This is a genomic window from Pseudomonas fragariae (ex Marin et al. 2024) (assembly GCF_059621105.1).
In genome coordinates this window covers 814,652-836,667 of record NZ_CM184369.1, presented here as the reverse complement: position 1 = coordinate 836,667, position 22,016 = coordinate 814,652, and the positions used below count along the sequence as shown (strand labels likewise).

The window sequence follows — 22,016 nt, the reverse complement described above, 5'->3', positions numbered from 1 at the left end:
CCGTTCAAAAGCGATTACGCAAGTAAGCGACAACATTGTACTTTTGAGACTTTACGATGCCGTTCTGCCCATCCTGCAGCGTCAGGCTGATACGCACACTGCGCACAGCGTCGGCGTTGGCCTTGGTAACAGCCGTGGTATAGGACATCGGGTTACCCGTCATGCCGAAAGAAACACTGAAGTCCGCGACGTTCTGCAACAGCGGCTGCGGAGTGCCGTCCGAGCCATATTTTATGGTCAAGTCTGTTCCGCTGAGCGTGTAGACCAACTGCCGCAACGGAAAGGCCGTCTCCCCCGTAGCCGGCGCACGAGTACTGGCGTAAAGCTGCGTCTTGGACTGACAGTCTGAAACGATGGTCCAGGTGGGCGTACTGCCTGTGGTCCCTACATCGGCAGTCACCAGCGTCAGCGTCCTGCTCGGATTATCCCAGAGAATTGGAGTATCCAGTGCGATCGGCCACGGGATAGCAGGAGATACAGGCGTGTAGTTTTTGAAGCTCAGGCAGCCATACATGCCGGTCATCCTGATTTCCTGAATCAGTTTGCTCAGCAGGAAACGCGCATCCTCCTGCATCCGCGCTGCGGCATTCTGGCTCTGGTAGGTGCCTCTGGCCGCCGTGAATATCTGCACGATACCGAGACTGACCACCAGTCCCAGGACCAGCGCCACCATGATTTCGACCAGGCCGAAGCCTCTGGAAAGCTTTCTCATGGGTTGACCCCGACTCGGGAGGTCAGTTGAAAGCTCCGAGGTACCGGAGTTGCCGCAGGGCTTCCTGTTGCCTGATTACTCGCACCCGCAGCGCGGTTATCGCTCCAGCCAATGATGATGGTCACTTCCGGAGCATTACTGACAGTGATGCTGCCCGTGCCGCTCTGGCCTGCAAAGTTGATGATGTTGCTTCTGAAATCAGACAGATCCTGCGCTCTGGCATCGTTCGGGTTGGCCGCAGGTGCCGCATCCAGATTCGCCAAGGCATAAGTCGCCAGCACATTGGTCGCCCCATTGGCACTGGCATTACCATCAACATTGGCGCGGATACGATCCATCATGTCGTAGGCAATGAAGCTTGCCTGACTGGTCATGGCCGAGCTGTCGGTGTATTTGAGCGCGTTGAGCTGGATGGCCGCCGCGCCCAGCAGGCCGATGGCCAGAATCAATACCGAGACCAGCACCTCGATCAGGGTCATGCCGGTCTGGCGATATCGGGTTTCACCAGCCATCAGCAGCCTCCACCCAGGGTGATCCGACCGGTCAGACAGACCTTTATGGTTTTGCTAATGGTGCCTCGGGTGTAGGTCATGGTCACCGCCGCAGCCGGGGCAATGAGCGCGCCCAGGTTGTTGAAATCAATTGCCGTGGCATTGTTATCGGCCACCAGCGTGGCACCGCTGCTCATGGCCGCCACTTTTCGCAGCGCCGTAGGCGTCGTCTGAGTATCGGAAACCAGATACACCTGCAATTCGCTGGTCCACGCCGTCCCGCTGGTCGGCGCTATACGCACCGCCACTCCCCTGTTTATCGCCTCGAGTCGCGCATAGTTGAGCGCCCGCTGCAAATCGCTGAGTTCGGTATCGGCCTTGTTGCTCTGGATGGAGCTGGTGAAATTCGGGATAGCGATAGCCGCCAGGATGCCCACCAGGGACACAGTGACTAACACTTCGATGAGGCTGAATCCCTTGGCTATATGACGCATTGGGTGTCTCCTAGACGTTACGACTATAAGGCAGCAACGCCGCGGGAAAATCCATAGCGGGACGTACGGTTGTTTTGCCACGACGAACGCCCGCAGTGCGTTGAAACGGCGGTTTCCAGGGAGGAAGGCATATGAAGCATGCAGGATTCACACTGATCGAATTATTGATCGTCGTTGCACTGGTGGCCATCCTCGCCAACGTCGCAACCCCGTCTTTCAAGGAACTCATCGATTCCAGCCGCGGGCTTGCAACCGCCCGGGAGCTGGCCAGCGGCATTCGCTCGGCGAGAGCGACCGCAATCACACGCAATCAGATCGTTACGCTTCATGCCATCGAGAACGACTGGAGCAACGGCTGGCGGATCATACTCGACGCAGATGGCAAAGGTCCCGACGAAAACGATCCGGTGCTGATAGATCGCGCCAATGGTGGCACAGCGCGAGTGGTCGATAACCGCAAGCGTGTAGAGGAAATCAGTTTCAACGGTCTGGGGACGTTGCGGCGCAGGACCGCCAGGACGTTGCACGTATGTGCCGCAGACCAGCCGGTGAGCAACTATCGAGTGATAGTCGCACCGGCCGGGCGCGTGAGGGTCGAGGACACGAAAATCGATGCAGCGCTGTGTGGCTGAATAGCCTCAGAGCAGCGACTTGACGCGCAGTTCCTTGGGCATGGAGAAGGTGATGTTCTCCTCGCGGCCGGCAAGCTCATCCGCACCGGTCGCGCCCCAGGCCTGCAATTGCTGGATCACGCCGCGCACCAGCACTTCGGGGGCCGAAGCGCCCGCAGTGATGCCGATACGCTCTACACCGTCGAACCAGCCCCGTTGCATGTCTTCGGCGCCGTCGATGAGGTACGCCGGAGTCGCCATGCGCTCGGCCAGCTCGCGCAGGCGATTGGAGTTGGAGCTGTTCGGGCTGCCCACCACCAACACCACATCGCATTCGTCGGCCAGTTGCTTGACCGCGTCCTGACGGTTTTGCGTGGCGTAGCAGATGTCATCCTTGCGCGGCCCGCCAATGGCCGGGAAGCGCGTGCGCAAGGCATCGATCACCCGGCTGGTGTCATCCATGGACAAGGTGGTCTGGGTGACGAAGGCCAGGGCTTCAGGGTTGCGCACCTGCAGGCTGGCAACATCCTCTTCGTCCTCGACCAGATAGATCGCACCGCCGTTGGCGGCGTCGTACTGGCCCATGGTGCCTTCGACTTCAGGGTGACCGGCGTGGCCGATCAGGATGCACTCGCGGCCATCACGGCTGTAACGGGCGACCTCGATATGCACCTTGGTCACCAGCGGACAGGTAGCATCGAACACTTTCAGACCACGGCCTGCCGCCTCGGTACGCACAGCCTGGGAAACACCGTGGGCGCTGAAGATAACGATGACGTCATCCGGCACCTGATCCAGCTCTTCGACGAAGATCGCACCGCGAGAGCGCAGGTCTTCGACGACAAATTTGTTGTGAACGACTTCATGGCGCACATAAATCGGCGGACCAAACACTTCCAGAGCGCGATTGACGATTTCGATCGCGCGGTCCACTCCGGCACAAAAGCCGCGGGGGTTGGCGAGTTTGATTTGCATGCGGTGCCTCATGATTGGTACGGGGTAGCCCGGCCTGGGCCGGGCTTGACGGCGAAGGTCAGGAAGCCAGAATCGCCTTCACTTCGAAGATTTCCACTTCAAAGCTCAGAGTCTTGCCTGCCAGCGGGTGATTGAAGTCGATGGTGACCTGCTCGTCATCGAACGCTTTCACCACGCCTGGCAACTCGGTATTGGCGGCGTCATTGAAGATCACCAGCAACCCTTCGGACAGTTCCATGCCCACGAACTGCGAGCGTGGCATGATCTGCACGTTTTGTGGGTTGGGCTGACCAAAGGCGTTTTCCGGCAGAATCTCGACGGTCTTTTTATCGCCCGCCTTGAAACCGAAAATCGCCATTTCGAAGCCAGGCAGCAGGTTGCCGTCACCGACCTTGAACGTGGCCGGAGCCTTTTCGAAAGTGCTGTCGACGGTATCGCCGTTTTCCAGACGCAGGGCGAAGTGCAGAGTGACCTGCGTATTCTGACCGATGCGCAGCTCGTCAGACGAGCCTTGAGTCGAAGGTTGCTCAGTCATTGACGGTCTCTCCGGTTTTCTTGCTCTTGAACATGTCCAGCGCCAGCATGATTGCGCCGACGCTGATCGCGCTGTCGGCGACGTTGAAGGCCGGGAAGTACCAGCGGTTCTGCCAGTGAACCAGAATGAAGTCGATCACGTGGCCCAGCACGATACGGTCGTAGAGGTTGCCCAATGCGCCGCCCAATACCAGCGCCAGTGCAACGGCCAGCCACGTGTCATCACGCCCCAGACGCTTGAGCCAGACGACCAGCACAGCGCTGACCACCACTGCGATCAGGGCGAACAACCAGCGCTGCCAGCCGGCACCGTCAGCCAGAAAACTGAAGGCGGCCCCGGTGTTGTAGGCCAGGGTCCAGCTGAACAGGTCGGGAATCACGATGATCTGCTGATACAGGCTCAACGCGTTCTCGAAGTAATACTTGCTGGCCTGGTCAATGACCAGAACCAGCACGCTCAACCACAGCCAGGCCAGACGGCCAAACGAGGCGTTAGGCATAGTGACGGACCTCGCCTGCACCGCTGATGTTGTCTACGCAACGGCCGCAGATTTCCGGATGCTCGGGATTCACCCCTACATCCTCGCGGTGATGCCAGCAACGGGCGCACTTGGCATGACTGGACTTGAGCACTTTCAGCTTCAGACCGGCAACTTCGGTGACCACGGCATCGGCTGGCGCGGATGCGAACGGTGCCACACTGGCTGTCGAGGTGATCAGCACGAAGCGCAGCTCGTTGCTCAGCTTCGACAGGTCAGCCACCAGCGACTCCTCGGCATACAGGGTCACTTCGGCCTGCAGGTTGCCGCCAATGGCCTTGGCAGCGCGCAGGTTTTCCATTTCCTTGTTGACCGAGGTCTTCACCGCCATGATCCGCTCCCAGTAGGCGCGGTCCATGTCGAAGTCGGCAGGCATTTCGGTCAGGCCTTCGTACCAGGTGTTGAGCATCACCGATTCATTGCGCTCGCCAGGCAGGAACTGCCACAGCTCGTCGGCGGTGAACGCCAGGATCGGCGCGATCCAGCGCACCAGCGCTTCGGAGATGTGGAACAGTGCCGTCTGGCACGAACGACGCGCAGTGCTGTTGGCCGCCGTGGTGTACTGACGATCCTTGATGATGTCGAGGTAGAAGCCACCCAGCTCCTGCACGCAGAAGTTGTGGATCTTCGAGTACACGTTCCAGAAGCGGTATTCGCCGTAATGCTCTTGCAGCTCGCGTTGCAGCAACAGGGTGCGATCCACGGCCCAACGGTCCAGCGCGAGCATTTCCTCGGCAGGCAGGATGTCGGTCGCCGGGTTGAAGCCGGTCAGATTGGAGAGCAGGAAGCGTGCAGTGTTGCGGATACGACGATAGGCGTCGGCGCTACGCTGCAGGATCTGGTCGGAAACCGCCATCTCGCCGGAATAATCGGTCGCCGATACCCACAGGCGCATGATGTCGGCACCCAGCGAGTCGTTGACCTTCTGCGGCGCTACCACGTTGTTCAGCGATTTGGACATCTTGCGGCCGTTCTCGTCGACCACGAACCCGTGGGTCAGCAGCTCGCGATACGGTGCATGATCGTCCAGCATGCAGCCGGTCAGCAGTGAGGAGTGGAACCAGCCGCGATGCTGGTCCGAGCCTTCCAGGTACAGGTCGGCACGCGGACCGCTTTCATGGCCCATCGGGTGCGAACCGCGCAGCACATGCCAGTGCGTGGTGCCCGAGTCGAACCAGACGTCCAGGGTGTCGGAGATCTTGTCGTACTTGCCGGCTTCGTCACCGAGCAACTCGCTGGCGTCGAGTTTGAACCAGGCCTCGATGCCCTCTTTCTCGACACGCTGCGCCACTTCTTCCATCAGTTCGACGGTACGTGGGTGCAGGTCGCCGCTTTCCTTGTGCAGGAAGAACGGAATCGGCACGCCCCAGTTGCGCTGACGCGAGATGCACCAGTCAGGACGGTTGGCAATCATCGAGTGCAGGCGCGCCTGCCCCCATGCCGGAACGAATTCAGTGTCTTCGATAGCCTTGACCGCACGCTTGCGCAGGGTCTCGCCGCTCTCAGGCTGCTTGTCCATGCCCACGAACCACTGCGCGGTAGCGCGGTAGATCAAGGGCGACTTATGGCGCCAGCAATGCATGTAACTGTGGCTGATGGTTTCGGTGTCCATCAGGCTGCCGACTTCGACCAGCTTGTCGATGATGTTCTGGTTGGCCTTGAAGATGAACTGGCCACCAAAGAACTCCAGCGACTCGACATACACACCGTTGCTCTGCACCGGGCTGATGATGTCGTCGTTGCTCAGGCCATACTGTTTGCAGATAGTGAAGTCGTCTACGCCATAGGCAGGCGAGCAGTGAACGATGCCCGTGCCCGCACCCAGCTCGACGTAGTCAGCCAGATAGACTGGCGACAGGCGGTCGTAGAACGGATGGCGGAAGTTGATCAGCTCAAGCGCCTGACCGGTGGTGGTCGCGATGACGGTGCCTTCCAGCTTGTAACGGGCCAGACAGCTCTCGACCAGTTCGGCAGCCAGCACCAGCAGTTTGTCGCCAACGTCGACCAGTGCGTATTCGAATTCCGGATGGACATTCAGCGCCTGGTTGGCCGGGATCGTCCACGGTGTGGTGGTCCAGATCACGATGGACGCAGGCTTGCCCAGCGACGGCACGCCGAAAGCGGCTGCCAGTTTCGCTTCGTCGGCGATCGGGAACGCCACGTCGATGGTCGAGGACTTCTTGTCCTGATACTCGACTTCGGCTTCAGCCAGTGCCGAGCCGCAATCGAAACACCAGTTGACCGGTTTGAGGCCCTTGAAGACGAAACCGCCCTTGACCATCTCGGCCAGCGCGCGGATTTCTCCGGCTTCGTTGGCGAAGTTCATGGTCAGGTACGGGTTGCTCCAGTCGCCGAGCACGCCCAGACGGATGAATTCGGACTTCTGGCCTTCGATCTGCTCGGACGCATAGGCACGGCACAGCTCACGCGTACGGTCGGCGGAGAGGTTCTTGCCGTGGGTCACTTCGACCTTGTGCTCGATCGGCAGACCATGGCAGTCCCAGCCCGGCACATACGGGGCATCGAAGCCCGCCAGGGTCTTGGAACGCAGGATCATGTCCTTGAGAATCTTGTTGACCGCATGACCGATGTGAATATTGCCGTTGGCGTACGGAGGACCGTCGTGCAGAACGAACTTGGGACGATCCTTGCCAATCTCGCGCAGCTTCTGGTACAGGCCAATGCTGTCCCAGCGCTGCAGAGTTTGCGGCTCGCGCTGGGGCAGGCCGGCCTTCATAGGGAAGGCGGTGTCCGGAAGGTTTAGCGTGGCTTTATAGTCAGTCATTTCAGGCTCTTGTTTAGCGGTTAGCCATGCCAATGGGCACGGGCGGCGGCGACGTCCGCATTGATCGCCGTCTTGAGCGCCTCCAGTGAGGCGAAACGCTGCTCATCACGCAGCTTGTGGTGGAAAGCCACCGTCAAACGCCGGTCATAAAGATCGCCGGCAAAATCCAGAAGATGCACTTCAAGGTGGGCACTGCCATCACCCGTTACCGTCGGGCGTACGCCGATGTTGGCGACCCCCGGCCAGGCTTTGCCATCGATCTCGGTGCTGACCAGATAGACCCCGCTCAGCGGTACACGACGACGCTTGAGTTGCACGTTGGCGGTGGGCGTACCCAACTGACGGGCCAGCTTCTGGCCGTGCAATACCCGCCCGGCTATCTGGAACGGACGACCGAGCATGCGCTCGGCCAGGGCAAAGTCCGACGCAGCCAGCGCCTTGCGCACCTTGGTGCTGCTGACCCGGATGCCATCTATTTCAACGGTCTGCGCCGCTTCTACGGTAAAACCATACGTTGTGCCGGCCTGTTGCAGGAAGTCGAAGTCACCGACCCGGTCGAAGCCGAAACGAAAATCGTCGCCCACTTCGAGGTGCTGGACACCGAGACCGTCGATCAGCACGGTCTCGACGAAACTCGCCGCGCTGAGCTTGCACAGACGCTGATTGAAGGACAGGCAAAGTACCCGGTCAACGCCTTCGGCACTCAGCAGCTCGAGCTTGTCACGCAGACGGGCCAGACGGGCCGGCGCTATGTCGGGCGCAAAGAACTCACGCGGCTGCGGCTCGAAGATCACCACACAACTGGGCACACCCAATTCGACGGCACGCTCGCGCAGACGCGCCAGGATAGCCTGGTGGCCGCGATGAACGCCGTCGAAATTGCCAATCGTGGCGACGCAGCCCCGATGTTCGGGGCGCAGGTTGTGAAGGCCTCTAACCAGCTGCATAACGCACTTCTTGCTCATAAAGTGGCCGATTATAACCACACACGGCCGTGGACGACAGGCAACACACCAAGACCGGATGAAGGTTCTCGGCGTGTGGCGACAAAAACCGAAGGTCAACCCCTGCGACGCGCCCTACATAATGGCTTTGCGGGCGAAATCCCTGAGGCGGAAGCCTAATAAAAGAAGCATGGCGAAATAGGTCACGACGCCGGCGGCAACCAGCGCACCCAGACGCAGAAAACGCTCCAGCATGTGACCTTCGTCCCACGCCGGCATGACATGCATGAGCCCCAGCAGCACCGCCGACATCACCGCGACGGCAATCACCAGCTTGAACAGGAACTTCATCCAGCCAGGCTGCGGCTGAAACAGATCCTGCTTGCGCAACTGCCAGAACAGCAACCCGGCATTGATGCACGCCCCCACACTGATCGCCAGCGCCAGACCGGCATGCTGCAAGGGCACGATAAAGGCCAGGTTGAGCAATTGAGTCACTATGAGGGTGAAGATCGCGATTTTCACCGGGGTGCGGATATTTTGTTGAGCATAAAAGCCGGGGGCCAGCACCTTGATCAGGATGATCCCCAGCAACCCGACCGAATAGGCGACCAACGCACGCTGGGTCATGGCCGCGTCGAGTGCGTCGAATTTACCATACTGAAACAACGAAACGGTCAACGGTTCGGCGAGCAGCCCCAGCGCCAGGGTGCAAGGCAGCACCAGCACGAAACACAGCCGCAGCCCCCAGTCGAGAATCCGCGAGTATTCCTGGCGATCCCGCTGCGCGTAGGTTTTGGACAGTATAGGCAGCAGAATCGTACCCAACGCCACACCCAGCACGCCGGAAGGCAGCTCCATCAGGCGGTCGGCGTAGTACATCCATGACACCGAGCCGGCGACGAGGAACGAGGCAAAGATCGTGTTGATGATCAGAGAAATCTGACTGACAGAAACGCCAAGGATGGCGGGCAGCATCTGCTTCATTACCCGCCAGACCCCGGTGTCGCGCAGATTCAGACGCGGCAGCACCAGCATGCCGATCTTTTTCAGGTGCGGCAGCTGGTAAAGCAGTTGCAGCAGACCGCCGACCAGAACCGCCCAGCCCAGCGCCATGACCGGCGGATCGAAATACGGCGTCAGGAACAGCGCGAAGAAAATCATGCTGACGTTGAGCAGCGTGGGCACGAACGCCGGCACCGAGAAGCGGTTCCAGGTATTGAGGATCGCACCGGCCATCGAGGACAGGGAGATCAGCAATATATAAGGAAAGGTCACCCGCAGCAGATCCGAGGTGAGCGCGAATTTCTCCGGGGTATCGACAAAGCCCGGCGCGGTGGCCCAGATCACCCAGGGCGCAAAGATCACCCCTAGCAGCGTCACCAGCGCCAGCGCCAGGGTCAGCAACCCGGTGACATAGGAAATGAAGGTACGCGTCGCCTCCTCGCCCTGCTGGCTCTTGTATTCGGCCAGGATCGGCACGAATGCCTGGGAAAAGGCACCCTCGGCAAAAATACGGCGCAGCAGATTGGGCAGTTTGAAGGCAATGAAGAACGCATCCGTGGCCATTCCGGCACCGAAAGTGCGCGCGATGATGGTGTCGCGTACAAAGCCCAAAACCCGGGAAACCATGGTGATAGAGCTGACGGCGGCGAGTGACTTGAGTAGATTCATTGAAAGAGTTGTGCGCCTCGGCAAAGGATGGGCGATAAAGCCAGCCATTTATGCAATACTTCGCGCCGCAAAAACGCCCGAAGCAAAGGCCGCGAGTTTACAGGTCACAGGCCGGAAATAAATCCTCCAGTCAAATGTAGCAACCACTCAGCGGAACACCTTAACTGCCCTTGACAAGACTTCAACTCATCGGCATGATTCGCGGCCTATTTTGTTTGCTATTTCACAAAGTCTTTCGAGGAGCTCGACGGTGGCCAACACACCTTCCGCCAAAAAACGTGCAAAACAGGCTGAGAAGCGTCGCAGCCACAACGCCAGCCTGCGTTCCATGGTTCGTACCTACATCAAGAATGTAGTTAAAGCCATCGACGCAAAAGACGCAGAAAAAGCGCAAGCCGCTTATGTTCTGGCTGTTCCTGTTATCGACCGTATGGCCGATAAAGGCATCATCCACAAGAACAAGGCTGCTCGCCATAAAGGTCGTCTGAACGGTCACATCAAGGCTCTGAGCCTTGCTGCTGCAGCCTAAGCGACCCGCTTGTTAAAAAACCGATCTCAGGGTCGGTTTTTTATTGCCTGCTGGAAAGTAGCGGGAAACATCAATGTGCAGCGCGGCGCAGAGCTGTGACGCAGAGCGTCACGAAGGGCATTCCCACGCTGGAGCGTGAGAAACGATAAGCCTGTAACTATCCTGCTACAGACTCAAGGCGCAGGCGCGGTTGTCCATGGCAGGATCGGAATGGCGGTCACGGCATTCTGCGGGCTGCCTTCGATGACCCGGTCGCTGTAGACCAGGTACACCAGTGCATTGCGCTTCTTGTCGAAGAAACGCACCACCTGCATGGTCTTGAAGACCAGCGAAGTACGCTCCTTGAACACCTCGTCGCCGTCCTTGAGGGTTTCCTTGAAGCGGATCGCCCCGACCTGGCGACAGGCGATGGACGCCTCGGCACGGTCTTCGGCCAATCCCAGACCACCCCTCACACCGCCCGTCTTGGCGCGTGACAGGTAGCACGTCACCCCATCCACCTTGGGATCATCAAACGCCTCGACCACGATTCGATCGTTGGGCCCGACCATCTTGAACACGGTCGACACCTGACCGATCTCTTCGGCCGAGACCAGCACCGGCACCAGCAACGCGGCCGCCAATAAACCTTTCATGAAGCGCATCAACGATTCCTTTTGCAGCCTTGAGTCAGACGAGGATCAGGTTATCCCGATGAATCAGCTCGGGCTCGGCCATATAGCCCAGCTCGCGCACGATGGATTCGGAAGAGTGACCAATGATTTTCTGGGCTTCGATGGCACTGTAGTTACTCAGCCCACGAGCGATCTCGCGACCGTCCTGGGCGACGCATACCACCATCTCGCCGCGCCGGAAGCTGCCCTGGACCAGTTTGACGCCCACCGGCAGCAGGCTTTTCTGATCCCTGGCCAGCGCCGCAACAGCGCCATCATCCAGCACCAGCGTACCGCGGGTCTGCAGATGACCTGCCAGCCACTGCTTGCGTGCTGCGAGCATGCCGCGCTCCGGGGACAGCAGCGTACCCAACCGCTCACCACCCTTGAGCCGCGCCAGAACGCGCTCGATGCGCCCGCCGACGATGACGGTATGCGCACCGGAACGTGCCGCCAGTCGCGCTGCACGCAACTTGGTCTGCATGCCGCCGCGACCCAGCGCACCGCCGGTACCACCGGCCACTGCATCCAGCGCCGGATCATCGGCACGCGCTTCGTAAATCAGCTGCGCCTTCGGGTTGTTGCGCGGATCGGCGTCGAACATGCCGTCACGGTCGGTCAGGATGACCAGCAGATCAGCTTCGACCAGATTGGCAACCAGCGCCGCCAGCGTGTCGTTATCGCCAAAACGGATTTCGTCGGTGACCACTGTGTCGTTTTCATTGATGACCGGCACAACCCCAAGCTCGACCAGCGTGCGCAGGGTGCTACGGGCATTCAGGTAGCGCTTGCGGTCCGACAGGTCATCGTGAGTCAGAAGGATCTGCGCGGTATGTCGGCCATGCTCGGCGAAGCTCGATTCCCACGCCTGCACCAAGCCCATCTGACCAATCGCCGCAGCAGCCTGAAGCTCATGCATGGCGCTGGGTCGGGCCGTCCAGCCAAGACGGCTCATGCCGGCAGCCACCGCCCCGGAAGACACCAGTACCAGCTCGACACCCGCCTCGTGCAGCGCCACCATCTGCTCCACCCAAACACCCATGGCGTTGCGATCCAGACCCTTGCCATCCGCCGTCAGCAAGGCACTGCCAATCTTCACAACCCAGCGCTGGGCGCCCGTCACTTTGCTGCGCATCTTTTTCCAACCCTAGCCAGAGATTTTCAAATTCGGGATACAAAAACGCCGCTAACAATCGTAGCGGCGTTCAAGTTTACTTCAAGCGATCAGTCACGGACGTAAATGATTTCCGGACCATCTTCATCGTCCACATCTTCTTCATCCCAGTCATCGTCACCGATGTCATGCACGCTCTTCACGCCGCTGCGACGCAGGGCACGCTGATCGTCCAGTGCCTGCAACTGGGCACGGGCTTCGTCTTCGATGCGCTGATCGAGCTCGGCCAGCTCTTCGGCGTAACCAGGCTCTTCGGCGATACGCTGGCTGCGCTCTTCAAGGTAACGCATGATGTCGCGGGTCAGCTGCTCGGTGCCTTCTTTGGCAATGGCAGAGATCACGTAAACCGGGCCGGTCCACTCCAGACGATCGACGATCTCCTGCTTGCGTGCTTCCTGCTCCTCTTCGAGAATCTGATCGCACTTGTTCAGCACCAGCCAGCGATCACGCTCGGCCAGCGACGGGCTGAATTTCTCCAGCTCGTTGACGATCACTTCAGCCGCATCCGGAGCACTGCTTTCATCCAGTGGCGCCATATCGACGAGGTGCAGCAACAGACGGGTACGCGCCAGGTGCTTGAGGAAGCGAATCCCCAAGCCTGCGCCGTCGGATGCACCCTCGATCAGACCTGGAATGTCGGCAACCACAAAGCTTTTCCAGCGATCGACACTGACCACGCCCAGGTTCGGCACCAGCGTGGTGAACGGATAGTCGGCAACCTTTGGCTTGGCCGCAGACACCGAACGGATGAAGGTACTCTTGCCCGCATTTGGCAGACCGAGCAGGCCGACGTCGGCCAGCACTTTCAGCTCGAGCTTGAGATCACGCTGATCACCCGGCTTGCCCGGCGTGGTCTGGCGCGGAGCGCGGTTGGTACTGGACTTGAATCGGGTGTTACCCAGACCGTGCCAGCCGCCCTGCGCCACCATCAGGCGCTGACCGTCCTTGGTCAGGTCACCGATGATTTCCTGAGTAGTGGCGTCAATGATGGTGGTCCCGACCGGCACACGCAGCACCAGCTCTTCACCCTTGCGACCGGTGCAGTCGGCGCTGCCACCGTTGGAGCCGCGCTCGGCGTCGAAGTGGCGGGTGTAACGGTAGTCGACCAGCGTGTTCAGGTTGACGTCGGCGACCATGAAGATCGAGCCGCCATCACCACCATCACCGCCGTTGGGACCACCGTTTTCAATGAATTTTTCGCGACGGAAGCTCATGCAACCGTTGCCGCCATCACCGGCTTTTACTCGAATGGATACTTCATCTACAAATTTCATAACGCACGCCTCCCGCCACAGGGACGAGCAGAACCACATAAATTACATAAGACTCTTGCAAAAATGAGCGTTGCGATACCGATCAGAAACCAGCGACCCCATGGGTCAACATCACAACAGCCCGCACAAACAGTTTTGCAAGAGACTCACCTGCCTCTCTACCTCTACAAACAAAAAAGCCCCGTCGCAAGACAGGGCTCTTAAGCTACTGCGTGATTACGCTGCGGAGACTTCAGTCTTCGGAACGATGCTCACGTAGCGGCGACCGAAGGCGCCCTTGACCTGAAACTTGATCACGCCTTCCACTTTCGCGAACAGGGTGTGATCTTTACCCATGCCAACGCCGTAGCCAGCGTGGAATTGGGTGCCGCGCTGACGCACGATGATGTTGCCAGGGATGATAGCCTGGCCGCCATACATCTTCACGCCAAGGCGTTTGGCTTCTGAGTCGCGCCCGTTACGGGTACTACCACCAGCTTTTTTGTGAGCCATGAGTCAATTCTCCAGTTGAGGATTAGGCTGAATTAAGCCTGAATACCTGTAATTTTGATCTCGGTGTACCACTGGCGGTGGCCCATACGCTTCATGTGGTGCTTACGACGACGGAACTTGATGATACGAACCTTATCGTGACGACCTTGCGAAACCACTTCAGCCACAACGGTAGCGCCAGCAACAACGGGAGCACCGATATTGACGTCGTCGCCATTGCCAACCAGCAGAACGCGGTCAAACGTGACGGATTCGCCAGTAGCGATTTCCAGTTTTTCAATTTTCAGGTATTCACCTGGGGCGACTTTGTACTGCTTGCCACCGGTAACAATTACTGCGTACATGGTATTTCTCCGAAAATCCTGCTCACCCAGCTCTTTATAAGAAGAGTATCGGCTGGCATGGCTGCATGGGGCTGGAACGGCCCGTCTGCATTGCGTAAGGCAGGTGCTGCCCAGGAAAGTTAGGGTGCGCGATTGTACGCAAGGCATTCGCGTGTTGCAAGAGGCGGCTCGTCATACCTTGACACGCTCTACCCCGCGACCTAGCATGCGGCGCAACCTATCCGGAGCACCTGTCGCTGATGCAACCCCAAGCCTTCTACCGCGCGGTGGCGGACGACTTTAGTGCCGTTGACCTTATCATCAAAAAGCAACTGACGTCGCGCGTACCGCTGGTCTCGAAAATCGGTGATTACATCACGTCGGCAGGTGGCAAGCGCCTGCGCCCGTTGCTGGTGCTGCTGTGTGGCAAGGCACTGGGTCGCGAAGGCGATGATGTTCGCCTGCTCGCCGCCACCATCGAATTCCTGCACACCGCGACCCTGCTGCATGACGACGTGGTCGACATGTCCGGCATGCGTCGTGGTCGTTCCACCGCCAACGCGCTCTGGGGCAATGCGCCCAGCGTATTGGTGGGCGACTTCCTTTATTCGCGCTCGTTCGAAATGATGGTCGAGCTGGGCTCGATGGAAGTCATGAAGATTTTGTCCAAGGCAACCCGCATCATCGCCGAAGGCGAAGTGTTGCAGCTCTCGAAGATTCGTGACGCCAGCACCACCGAAGAAACCTACATGGAAGTGATTCGCGGCAAGACAGCCATGCTGTTCGAAGCCTCGACCCACAGTGCCGCTGCCCTGTGCAACGCCCCCCAGGAACAGAGCGAAGCACTGCGCACGTTCGGCGACCATCTGGGTGTGGCCTTCCAGCTAGTGGATGACCTGCTCGACTACCGTGGCGATGCCGAGACACTGGGCAAGAACGTCGGTGACGACCTCGCCGAAGGCAAGCCGACCCTGCCGCTGATCTACACCATGCGTGAAGGCAGCCCGGAACAGGCCGCGCTGGTTCGTCAGGCGATCCAGAAAGGTGGTCTGGAAGATCTGGAAAGCATCCGCAATGCAGTGGAAAGCGCCGGTGCCCTCGATTACACCGCACAGCTGGCCCGCGACTACGCGGCCCGCGCCATTGCCTGCCTGGACGCGCTGCCGCCCAGCGAGTACCGCGACGCACTGGTCGAACTGAGCGAGTTTGCGGTCGCCCGCACGCACTGACATTCGCAGCAGTCAAAAGCCCGTCCAGCGACGGGCTCGGCAAATGGCAGTCAGCGCGCAATCCTTCATCCTCTCCTGCATGAAATCCGGAAAACACTGAATCCTCAGTGCAAGTCGCGCATGCCCGCGATACAACGCATGACTGATCAGCCTTTTATGAGCAGGTGCAGCCCCAACAGGCCCATGCCGATAAAGAACACACGCTTGAACAGCAACGCGCTGATTCGCTGGCGCAGCCATTGCCCCAGCAGCATGCCCAACAGGGCCGGAATCAGCGCCAGCGTGGAGGCGCCCAGCTCTGCGCCGCCCAGCGCGCCGTTCCACGACAACCCCGCCGCCAGCGCCAGCGTCGAGACGGTGAAGGACAACCCCAGCGCCTGGACCAGTTGGTCGCGCTCAAGGCCCAGCGCCTGCAAATAAGGCACCACGGGAATCACGAACACCCCGGTGGCCGACGCGATCACCCCGGTAATCAAGCCGCACAGCGGGCCCAGCCAGCGCTCGGCAGCGGCGGCAACCCTGAAGGTCGGCAGGAATAACCCGCTCAGTGCGTAGAGAAACAACGCGCCACCCAACGCGCGGGTCATTGAATGACCGCCACTCATGCCCAGCCAGAACGCCCCGGCCAGCGTGCCGATGAAAATCATGCTCAGCATCGGCCATAGCCGCTTCAGCAAAGGCCGCAGGCTCCCACCCGTCGCCAGTTGCCAGACGTTGGTGAATGTCGACGGGATGATCAGCAACGCCGCAGCCTGCGCCGGCAGCATGGCCAGCCCCAGCAACCCCATTGCCACCGTGGGCAAGCCCAGGCCGATGACACCCTTGACCGTTCCGGCCAGCAGAAAGGTGCCGATCACCAGCGCCGAAAGGCCCCAGCCCAGCGTTTGATAGAAATCGAGGATCGAGTGCATGGCGTCCCTTGCCAGATGGATAGAGGTTGAGGCTTAACGTTGCTCAGAGCGCTCGCGCAGATAGGCCAGCACTTGCGCTTGATCACCTGCGAATTCGATACGCGCCGCTTTGTGTTCGCGCTGGTAAGCGTACATCGGGTCGTAATATTCGCCGAGCAGCCCTTCGATCCAGCCTCTGTGCAGGTCAACCGCACCGCTACGCTGCTGTTCTTCCAGCGCCGCCTGCATCAGGTCCGACAGGCGCTGATGACGCTCGCCGCCCAGACGTTTGTGAATGTTGTTCAGGCTTTGCAACAAACGCTCGGCAAACAGGCCAAAGCCCTGCTCTTCGCCCTTGACGGTGATGAACTCTGCGCAGAGGTTGATCACGTAGTCCTCGAGAATGCGCTCGACGCGGTTCTCGAAGCTGTCTTCCAGCCAGACCATCGGGCAGCCCTGCATCGCCTGGTGCAGTTCCAGCGGCACGTTGCAACTGCCAACCAGACGGCTTTCATCTTCCACAACGAATTGCTCGATACCGGCTGCGCGCTTCTTGAGCAGGTCGATGGCCAGGCGGTTCTCGAAGTCGATCTGCGCCGGCTGCCCGGTGGCACGCTTGCCGAAGCTGGAGCCCCGGTGATTGGCGATGCCTTCCAGGTCCACGCTATTGCGCAGTTGCGTCAATACTTCGGTCTTGCCCGTGCCTGTCATCCCGCCGAGCACGACGATACTGCATTCGCTCACCGCCTCGTGCAGGGTATCCAGCAGGAACGTGCGCATCGCCTTGTAGCCGCCAAGAACCCGCGGGTAGTCGACCCCGGCATCCTTCAGCCAGCGCTGCACGGTCTGCGAGCGCAGCCCGCCGCGAAAGCAGTACAGGTAGCCGTCCGGATTGGCTTTAGCGAACTCGATCCACGCATTGACGCGTTCATCCTTGACCTGACCGCAGACCAATTGATGCCCGAGCTGGATAGCGGCGTCCTGACCGTGTTGCTTGTAGCAGGTGCCGACCTTTTGCCGCTCGATGTCATTCATCAGCGGCAGGTTGATCACGCCAGGGAAAGCCCCCTTGGAAAACTCCACCGGAGCCCGAGCGTCCATCATCGGCACGTCGTTGAGAAACAGTGCACGGTAGTCGCTGCTGTTGTCGGCCATCAGAACACCTCGACGGCGTGGGTCTGTCGCTCATGCAAGGTGCCGATAGGGGTAAGCAGCAGCCCCAGTTCGGCGGCCACGATCAGAAACTCGGCTTCACCTTCAGGGCTGACCGCGACCAACAGACCACCGCTGGTCTGCGGATCACACAACAGATCACGCTGGGCATCGCTCAGTGCGCCGATCCTGTCGCCGTAACTTTCAAAATTGCGCAATGTACCGCCCGGCACACAGCCCTCGGCAATGTAGTGCTCGACGCCGGGCAGACGCGGTACAGCAGCGTAGTCCAGACGTGCGGTCAGACCTGCGCCGTCAGCCATTTCAACCAGATGCCCGAGCAGGCCGAAGCCGGTGACGTCGGTCATTGCCTGCACCCCGTCGAGCTTGCCGAACCGGCTGCCCGGCTTGTTCAGGGTACACATCCAGTCACGCGCCAGACCGATGTCCTCATCGCGCAACTTCGATTTTTTCTCGGCCGTGGTGAGGATGCCGATGCCCAGAGGCTTGGTCAGGTACAAGGTGCTCCCCGCCAGGGCAGTGTCGTTGCGTTTCATGTGCTTTTTCTGCACCACGCCGGTCACCGCCAGACCGAAGATCGGCTCCGGCGCATCGATGGAATGCCCGCCCGCCAGCGGAATACCGGCAGCATCGCAGACGGCACGACCACCGCGAATGACTTCACGTGCGACCTCTGGCGGCAGGATGTTGACCGGCCAGCCGAGAATGGCGATGGCCATCAGCGGGTCGCCGCCCATCGCATAGATGTCGCTGATGGCATTGGTCGCGGCGATACGGCCGAAGTCGAACGGGTCATCGACGATGGGCATGAAGAAGTCCGTGGTCGAGACCACGCCGCGCTCGTCATCCAGCGCATAGACCGCCGCGTCATCACGCGAGGCATTGCCAACCCAGAGTCTGGGGTCAAGGTTCTGAGCGCCGCTGCCAGCGAGGATCACGTCCAGCACCTTGGGGGAAATCTTGCAGCCACACCCTGCTCCGTGACTGTACTGGGTCAGGCGGATTGGCTCATTCATCGCGACACTCTCGGTTACCGGGAAACAGGCTGTGGAGTCTAGGGGCTGTTCCCTTATCAGCGCAAACCGCGTCGTGCGCCGGTCGCGCATTCGGGCGATGAATCTGCCGAACTGGCCTTTCTCGCCATGCCTCTTATAATCCCCGCGCATCATCACCGAATCCTGTGAAGCGCCGCCTGCTCGTGCACGCGGGCTTCAGGCTATCCTTTTTCCGCTATTGAACCGGAGAACCCCCATGCTCAAGCGTACCCTGGCGCTCGCCGCCGGCCTTGCCCTGTCCTTCTCCGCCCTGACCAGCCACGCTGCCGACACCCTGCGCGTCTCGGCCATTCCCGACGAAGCGCCCACCGAACTGCTGCGCAAGTTCAAGCCGCTGGGAGCTTATCTGGAGCAACGGCTGGGCATGAAGGTCGAGTTCGTTCCGGTCGCGGATTACCCGGCAGTGGTCGAAGCGCTGGCCACTGACCGGCTCGACATGGCCTGGCTGGGCGGTTTCACCTTCGTTCAGGTCAACCTCAAGACCGGTAATGCGGTGCCACTGGTACAGCGTGAGCAGGACGCCAGGTTCACCAGCAAATTCATCACCTCCGATCCGAACGTGAAAACCCTGGCAGACCTCAAGGGCAAGACCTTTGCCTTCGGCTCGGTGTCGTCGACATCCGGCAGCCTGATGCCGCGCTATTTCATGCTCAAGGAAAACATCAAGCCGGAAACGTTCTTCAGCCGCGTCGCCTATTCCGGCGCGCATGACGCAACCGCCGCGTGGGTTCAGGCGGGCAAGGTCGATGCAGGCGTGCTCAATGCCAGCGTGTGGGACAAGCTGGTCGCCAGCGGCAAGGTCGACACCAACAAGGTTCATGTCTTCCAGACCACACCGGCTTATTTCGACTACAACTGGACCGTACGCGGCAGCCTCGACCCGGCACTGGCAGCGAAGATCAAACAGGCTTTCCTCGACCTCGACCCGGCCAACCCGGAGCAGAAGGCGATCCTCGATCTTCAGGCCGCCAGCCGCTTCATCGAAACCAAGCCAGAGAACTACAAAGGCATCGAAGAAGCCGCACGCGCTGCCGACCTGCTGAAATGACCCTGCGTCTGTCCGCCATCGAGCTGCGCCACAGCGACGGCACACTGGCGTTGCGCGGCCTGGACCTGAGCATCGCTCGTGGCGAACGGGTAGCGATCATCGGGCCGTCCGGTGCGGGCAAGACCACGCTGCTCAACCTGCTGGCCAGCGCTCTGCCGCCCAGTGCCGGGCAACTGCAGGTGCTGGGGACTGATCCCTGGCAGCTCTCCAGCACACGACGCCAGCGCCTGCGCAGCCGCATTGCGCTGATTCATCAGGCACCGCCGTTGCCGGCGCGCCAGCGAGTGGTGACTGCGGTGTCGGCGGGCAGGCTTGGTCAGTGGGGGCTGGGCAAAAGCCTGCTGAACCTGCTGCATCCACTCGACATCAGCGGCGCCCGCGAGGTGCTGGCGCGTCTGGACCTGGCGGACAAATTGTTCGAGCGTTGCCAGCAGTTGTCCGGCGGACAGCTGCAACGTGTCGGCATTGCCCGCGCCTTGTATCAGCAACCCGACCTGCTGCTGGCCGACGAGCCGGTTTCGGCGATGGACCCGCGCCTCGCCGATCACACCCTGGCGCTGCTGTGTCAGCACGCCATCGAGCACAACGTGACGCTGGTCGCCAGCCTGCATGCGGTGGAACTGGCGCTGGCGCATTTTCCGCGAATCATCGGGGTGCGCGACGGGCGCATTCACTTCGACCTCGCCGCCAGCGAGGTCGGCCGGGAGCATCTCGACACGCTGTATGCCAACGAACAACTCAGCCCTCAGGCGGTTTCGGATGCGGCTGAAACACGCTGGACGCCGCGATGCTGAGTCGGGATCAGCGCGACCCGGCGGCAACGCCGCGCCTGTTGCTGACGTTGCTGGCGGTCGCCCTGCTCTGGCCGGGCATTCGTCTGGCCGAACTGAATCCGCTGGTACTGCTGCAAGCCGATAATGCGCGGACGATGGGCAGCTTTCTCGCCGGGTTCTGGCCGGTGGCGCACTCTGCGGAATTCCTCGGGCTGCTGCTGGATGCGACGCTGCAAACCCTGGCGATCGCCACAGCCGGCATAGCCCTTGCGCTGCTGCTGGCCGTTCCGGCAAGCCTGCTCGCCAGCCAGGCATTGTCGCTGTCGGCCGCCTCACGCGGCGGCCGCCCCGGCTGGCCAGGCCAGTGCCTGCGCTGGCCGGCACGCGGGGTGTTGATCTTTCTGCGCAGCGTGCCGGAAATCGTCTGGGCGCTGTTGTTCGTGCGCGCGGTCGGCCTGGGCCCTACGGCGGGCGTGCTGGCCATCGCCATCACCTATGCAGGCATGCTTGGCAAGGTGTACGCGGAGATTTTCGAATCGGTGGACCAACGCCCGGCCCACGCGCTGCTCCAGGCAGGCAGCGGTCGCCTGGCCGCACTGGCTTACGGCATCCTGCCCAACGCGGCAGCCGAACTGACCTCCTACACCGTGTACCGCTGGGAGTGCGCCGTGCGCGCTTCGGTGGTCATGGGCTTCGTCGGCGCAGGCGGACTGGGTCAGCAGATCGACCTGTCGATGCGCATGTTCGCCGGTGACGAAGTGGCGAGCATGCTGCTGACCTTCCTGCTGCTGGTGCTGCTCGCCGACCAGCTCAGCCGTTTGCTGCGCAGGCAGTTCACATGAAGCGCGCAGGCAATCTGCTGCTGGTGCTGGCGCTGATCGCAGCAGTGATCGCATCGTTTGTGTACCTCGGCCTCGACCTGTTCACCCTGGGCAGCCACGACAACCTGACGCAGATGGGCCGTTACGCGTTGCGCTTCATGAGCCCTGACCTGAGCGACCCTCATCTGCAGGCAATCGGCCAGGGCGCCCTGGAAACCCTGGCCATGTCTGCACTCGGCACCTTGCTGGCCGCCATTGCAGGTTTGCTCCTGGCCCTGCCCGCAGCCGGACGCTTCGGCTGGTTCCTGCGCAGCCTGAGTCGCCTGCTGCTCAATGCGCTGCGCGCCATTCCGGAACTGGTGTGGGCCGTGTTGATGGTGCTGGCCGCCGGGCTCGGCCCCAATGCCGGCACGCTGGCACTGGCGCTGCACACCACGGGCGTTCTGGGCCGTCTGTTTGCCGAGGCGCTGGAAAATACCGCGCCGCAACCCGCTGCAGCGATTCGTCTGCAGGGCGGCAGCGCCTGGCAGGCGTTCAGCTACGGCACCCTGCCCAACCTCTGGCCACAACTGCTGGCGTATACGCTGTATCGCTGGGAGAACAACATTCGCATGGCCAGCGTACTGGGTTTTGTCGGCGCGGGCGGTCTGGGGCAGATGCTGTATGTCAGCCTCAGCCTGTTTCAGGAAGCGCAGGCCAGCACCGTGATTCTGGCGATGCTGATACTGGTGTTCGCCGTCGACGCCTTGAGCGGCTGGAGCAGGCAGCGCTGGGTGCGTAACTGAGCAGACCTCAGAACGCAAAACGCCACGACCCTGAAGCT

At 60.7% G+C, this 22,016-nt stretch carries 24 protein-coding genes; 7 read left to right on the top strand and 17 right to left on the bottom strand.

The genetic code is table 11. From position 1 onward, the window contains the following. Window positions 1-4: 4 nt before the first annotated feature. From AC54XV_RS03680 to AC54XV_RS03670, 3 genes are read right to left on the bottom strand one after another with little or no spacing between them, the layout of a single operon-like run. A complete protein-coding gene (locus AC54XV_RS03680; protein WP_024641658.1) occupies window positions 5-712 on the bottom strand; it encodes a PilW family protein in 708 nt (235 codons plus the stop codon). Next, window positions 709-1,224: a type IV pilus modification protein PilV gene (gene pilV, locus AC54XV_RS03675; protein WP_003403526.1), complete on the bottom strand. Its 516-nt coding sequence runs from the start codon at window positions 1,222-1,224 to the stop codon at window positions 709-711. The genes AC54XV_RS03680 and pilV overlap by 4 nt, the downstream gene beginning before the upstream one ends. Then, on the bottom strand, window positions 1,224-1,697 hold the full coding sequence (locus tag AC54XV_RS03670) for a GspH/FimT family pseudopilin (protein WP_496717907.1): 474 nt from the start codon (window positions 1,695-1,697) through the stop codon (window positions 1,224-1,226). The genes pilV and AC54XV_RS03670 overlap by 1 nt, the downstream gene beginning before the upstream one ends. A 131-nt stretch (window positions 1,698-1,828) precedes the next feature. Between AC54XV_RS03670 and AC54XV_RS03665 the strand changes: the two genes are divergently transcribed. Further along, on the top strand, window positions 1,829-2,329 hold the full coding sequence (locus AC54XV_RS03665; RefSeq protein WP_496717905.1) for a GspH/FimT family pseudopilin: 501 nt from the start codon (window positions 1,829-1,831) through the stop codon (window positions 2,327-2,329). A gap of 6 nt (window positions 2,330-2,335) precedes the next feature. On the opposite strand, the gene ispH is transcribed toward AC54XV_RS03665, so the two are convergent. The 6 genes from ispH to murJ form a co-directional block, all read right to left on the bottom strand. Beyond that, the gene (gene ispH, locus AC54XV_RS03660) at window positions 2,336-3,283 is read right to left on the bottom strand and encodes a 4-hydroxy-3-methylbut-2-enyl diphosphate reductase (RefSeq protein WP_003408433.1); all 948 of its coding nucleotides are present in this window, start codon (window positions 3,281-3,283) and stop codon (window positions 2,336-2,338) included. A gap of 58 nt (window positions 3,284-3,341) precedes the next feature. Next, window positions 3,342-3,818, bottom strand: a complete 477-nt coding sequence (locus tag AC54XV_RS03655; protein ID WP_058399122.1) for an FKBP-type peptidyl-prolyl cis-trans isomerase — start codon at window positions 3,816-3,818, stop codon at window positions 3,342-3,344. Beyond that, window positions 3,811-4,317 (bottom strand): signal peptidase II, encoded by a 507-nt coding sequence (gene lspA, locus AC54XV_RS03650; RefSeq protein ID WP_003403535.1) that lies wholly within the window; start codon window positions 4,315-4,317, stop codon window positions 3,811-3,813. Before lspA ends, AC54XV_RS03655 begins: the two co-directional genes overlap by 8 nt. Beyond that, the gene (ileS, locus tag AC54XV_RS03645; RefSeq protein ID WP_032697814.1) at window positions 4,310-7,141 is read right to left on the bottom strand and encodes an isoleucine--tRNA ligase; all 2,832 of its coding nucleotides are present in this window, start codon (window positions 7,139-7,141) and stop codon (window positions 4,310-4,312) included. Before ileS ends, lspA begins: the two co-directional genes overlap by 8 nt. Before the next feature lie 20 nt (window positions 7,142-7,161). After that, window positions 7,162-8,088, bottom strand: coding sequence for a bifunctional riboflavin kinase/FAD synthetase (ribF, locus tag AC54XV_RS03640; protein ID WP_058399123.1), 927 nt, complete (start codon window positions 8,086-8,088; stop codon window positions 7,162-7,164). A 132-nt stretch (window positions 8,089-8,220) separates the two neighbouring features. Beyond that, entirely contained in the window at window positions 8,221-9,759 is a 1,539-nt protein-coding gene (gene murJ / locus AC54XV_RS03635; RefSeq protein WP_032661007.1) for a murein biosynthesis integral membrane protein MurJ, read from the bottom strand. A gap of 250 nt (window positions 9,760-10,009) precedes the next feature. Here murJ and rpsT point away from each other — a divergent pair, with 250 nt between their 5' ends. Next, on the top strand, window positions 10,010-10,288 hold the full coding sequence (gene rpsT, locus AC54XV_RS03630; protein ID WP_003344603.1) for a 30S ribosomal protein S20: 279 nt from the start codon (window positions 10,010-10,012) through the stop codon (window positions 10,286-10,288). 173 nt (window positions 10,289-10,461) lie between these two features. Here the strand turns inward: rpsT and AC54XV_RS03625 are convergent, their stop codons facing one another. From AC54XV_RS03625 to rplU, 5 genes are all read right to left on the bottom strand, one after another. Then, the gene (locus AC54XV_RS03625) at window positions 10,462-10,932 is read right to left on the bottom strand and encodes a CreA family protein (protein ID WP_024660299.1); all 471 of its coding nucleotides are present in this window, start codon (window positions 10,930-10,932) and stop codon (window positions 10,462-10,464) included. Between the two features lie 25 nt (window positions 10,933-10,957). Continuing rightward, complete coding sequence (proB, locus tag AC54XV_RS03620) at window positions 10,958-12,076, bottom strand: glutamate 5-kinase (protein ID WP_060400907.1); 1,119 nt, start codon at window positions 12,074-12,076, stop codon at window positions 10,958-10,960. An 89-nt stretch (window positions 12,077-12,165) separates the two neighbouring features. After that, entirely contained in the window at window positions 12,166-13,389 is a 1,224-nt protein-coding gene (gene cgtA / locus AC54XV_RS03615) for an Obg family GTPase CgtA (protein WP_002551973.1), read from the bottom strand. 216 nt (window positions 13,390-13,605) lie between these two features. Then, window positions 13,606-13,881 carry a 50S ribosomal protein L27 gene (gene rpmA / locus AC54XV_RS03610; RefSeq protein ID WP_002551972.1) on the bottom strand — a complete coding sequence of 92 codons (276 nt, stop codon included), beginning with the start codon at window positions 13,879-13,881 and terminating at the stop codon, window positions 13,606-13,608. Window positions 13,882-13,913: 32 nt separating this feature from the next. Continuing rightward, a complete protein-coding gene (gene rplU / locus AC54XV_RS03605; RefSeq protein ID WP_002551971.1) occupies window positions 13,914-14,225 on the bottom strand; it encodes a 50S ribosomal protein L21 in 312 nt (103 codons plus the stop codon). 239 nt (window positions 14,226-14,464) lie between these two features. On the opposite strand from rplU, the gene AC54XV_RS03600 reads away from it, so the two are divergent. Further along, window positions 14,465-15,433: a polyprenyl synthetase family protein gene (locus AC54XV_RS03600; protein WP_003344609.1), complete on the top strand. Its 969-nt coding sequence runs from the start codon at window positions 14,465-14,467 to the stop codon at window positions 15,431-15,433. Between the two features lie 146 nt (window positions 15,434-15,579). Here the strand turns inward: AC54XV_RS03600 and AC54XV_RS03595 are convergent, their stop codons facing one another. The 3 genes from AC54XV_RS03595 to selD are packed head-to-tail and all read right to left on the bottom strand — an operon-like array spanning window position 15,580 to window position 18,512. Next, complete coding sequence (locus tag AC54XV_RS03595; RefSeq protein WP_496717895.1) at window positions 15,580-16,344, bottom strand: sulfite exporter TauE/SafE family protein; 765 nt, start codon at window positions 16,342-16,344, stop codon at window positions 15,580-15,582. A gap of 33 nt (window positions 16,345-16,377) precedes the next feature. Next, window positions 16,378-17,478 carry a tRNA 2-selenouridine(34) synthase MnmH gene (mnmH, locus tag AC54XV_RS03590; RefSeq protein ID WP_058822798.1) on the bottom strand — a complete coding sequence of 367 codons (1,101 nt, stop codon included), beginning with the start codon at window positions 17,476-17,478 and terminating at the stop codon, window positions 16,378-16,380. Beyond that, window positions 17,478-18,512 carry a selenide, water dikinase SelD gene (selD, locus tag AC54XV_RS03585; protein ID WP_024660301.1) on the bottom strand — a complete coding sequence of 345 codons (1,035 nt, stop codon included), beginning with the start codon at window positions 18,510-18,512 and terminating at the stop codon, window positions 17,478-17,480. Before selD ends, mnmH begins: the two co-directional genes overlap by 1 nt. A gap of 235 nt (window positions 18,513-18,747) precedes the next feature. Between selD and AC54XV_RS03580 the strand changes: the two genes are divergently transcribed. Genes AC54XV_RS03580 through phnE form a run of 4 tightly spaced genes read left to right on the top strand, consistent with a single transcriptional unit; the run spans window position 18,748 to window position 21,978 of the window. Beyond that, window positions 18,748-19,599, top strand: a complete 852-nt coding sequence (locus AC54XV_RS03580) for a putative selenate ABC transporter substrate-binding protein (protein WP_003403547.1) — start codon at window positions 18,748-18,750, stop codon at window positions 19,597-19,599. Next, a complete protein-coding gene (locus tag AC54XV_RS03575; protein WP_024639436.1) occupies window positions 19,596-20,393 on the top strand; it encodes a phosphonate ABC transporter ATP-binding protein in 798 nt (265 codons plus the stop codon). The genes AC54XV_RS03580 and AC54XV_RS03575 overlap by 4 nt, the downstream gene beginning before the upstream one ends. Then, window positions 20,387-21,214, top strand: coding sequence for a PhnE/PtxC family ABC transporter permease (locus AC54XV_RS03570; protein WP_003403550.1), 828 nt, complete (start codon window positions 20,387-20,389; stop codon window positions 21,212-21,214). Before AC54XV_RS03575 ends, AC54XV_RS03570 begins: the two co-directional genes overlap by 7 nt. Next, window positions 21,211-21,978, top strand: a complete 768-nt coding sequence (gene phnE, locus AC54XV_RS03565; RefSeq protein ID WP_011266574.1) for a phosphonate ABC transporter, permease protein PhnE — start codon at window positions 21,211-21,213, stop codon at window positions 21,976-21,978. Before AC54XV_RS03570 ends, phnE begins: the two co-directional genes overlap by 4 nt. Window positions 21,979-22,016 lie beyond the last annotated feature (38 nt).